Annotated in this window: 1 protein-coding gene; it reads right to left on the bottom strand. The window is 57.0% G+C overall.

The annotated features are described in order from the left end of the window. Window positions 1-41 precede the first annotated feature (41 nt). Complete coding sequence (locus tag K288_RS0143385; RefSeq protein ID WP_027584867.1) at window positions 42-458, bottom strand: hypothetical protein; 417 nt, start codon at window positions 456-458, stop codon at window positions 42-44. Between the last annotated feature and the right edge of the window lie 1,071 nt (window positions 459-1,529).

Genomic DNA, 1,529 nt, shown 5'->3' on the forward strand with positions numbered 1-1,529 from the left:
CGCAGCCATCGTCTTATGGCTGAGATAAGTGTCCACACCACCTAGGAGTTCGTTGATGTCGGCCCGGCGAAGACGGGATAATATGCCACTTGACGTCGGCCTTTATCGGTGGCGATGGTGATCGGCTTCTTTGGACATCCAGCTCTCTCGAGGGTAAGGCTCACGTTCAGGTCGTTGATATGGAGAGCGCACCGTTCCTTGACGATGATCGTCTTGTGTTCGAGCCCTTCCCCAGCCTGGTTGGGCTCCTTCGCGATCCATTGGACCTTCGCATCTTGCCGTTCGCTTTCTGCCGTCGAGACTTCGTTCAGGCCTATAGTGTAGCGCCGCGAACGCTCCAGCAGATCGATAGTACTGAGATTAGCTGCGCTCGCCGGAGGCAACACGCGAAGGCGAAGGCGGTAGTCCTTGTCTCGGCCCTCCGGCAAACCGGTCAAGCTCTCGGTGAGCTTGGGCATCGCCTTTCTGCGGCGCGATCGTTCTCTCTCGAAAGACGGCTGCTGGTGAGCCCTTTCATCATGCTATGGAGCGCGAAGGCATACTGCCAACGCGCGTCTGACGTTGGGGCCATCTTCCAGCACTCGACTGCAAGCGCCCGCCTTGCTCAGGACGTCTGGGCCGCCTGAACCACCGCAACGCCCGATCCTTCATCATTCCTTACAGCCTCGAGCTTTAAGTAGCGACTGAATTTCTTTCTCCGCATTCGCACTCTCGGGCGCCGTCAAACACTTTACTCGCTGTCCACTAAACTAGCAGCAGGCAATATCTGACACGTTCGCTCCTACGGCAGTTGCCCTTTCAGAGCATGAATTCGATTGCCTAGGACTGCTCAGGAAAACCGGGAAAGAATTGGAAATCCCACGCTTAAGCTTACCAAGGGTAGACGCGGCGACGGAAATCCGGAAAGGATACGTCGGTTTTAAAGCGATCCGCGAGGCGAAGGAGACTGCCTGAGGACGCAAATGTCGAAAAGCGAGAGACTGGCCGCGTACGATGTGGCCAATTCGCCAGCGCGGCGGGTGCGGGTCCCTCCAACGTTGCGATATCGAGAGGAGACGTGCTCGAACACTGGCCGGAGCAGGAGCATTGCGTCGATTATCCGCAGCTGCTTGCCGGGCTTCACCACTGCAGAGAACTGGTATAGCGAGCGCAATAAAGTTCGCTTAGCACTAAGTTTCCTCAGCCATAAGGTCGATCTGAGCACGCAGCGCGGACGCTCTGCGGCTACTAGTCGATGCGCCGCCTTCGCAGTCCGCCACTCAAGACGGACACGGGCCGCTTATGGCGAGGGAGCACGTCTGTTCGCAAGATTCCGGTTGCTTGATCGCCGCGCCGGATACGCGACCTAATGCTCGATTGCAGCTTGCGTCACTATCATTCCGACGTGCGGATCAATCGGATAGCACATGGCACATTGCAAATTCGCCGGTTTCAAGTGGCTCCGCACAGTGATTTTGACGGATTGGATTGAGGTGGTCAGATAAGTTCCGGCAGACACTTGGGATCGACGAGGACCTCGATACTGCGAG

It is taken from the genome of Bradyrhizobium sp. Ai1a-2, assembly GCF_000426245.1.
Taxonomy (GTDB): Bacteria; Pseudomonadota; Alphaproteobacteria; order Rhizobiales; family Xanthobacteraceae; genus Bradyrhizobium.

Coding starts and splice junctions, on each gene's coding strand:
- K288_RS0143385 (WP_027584867.1), bottom strand. CDS start 458: ATGCCCAAGCTCACCGAGAGCTTGACCGGTTTGCCGGAGGGCCGAGAC.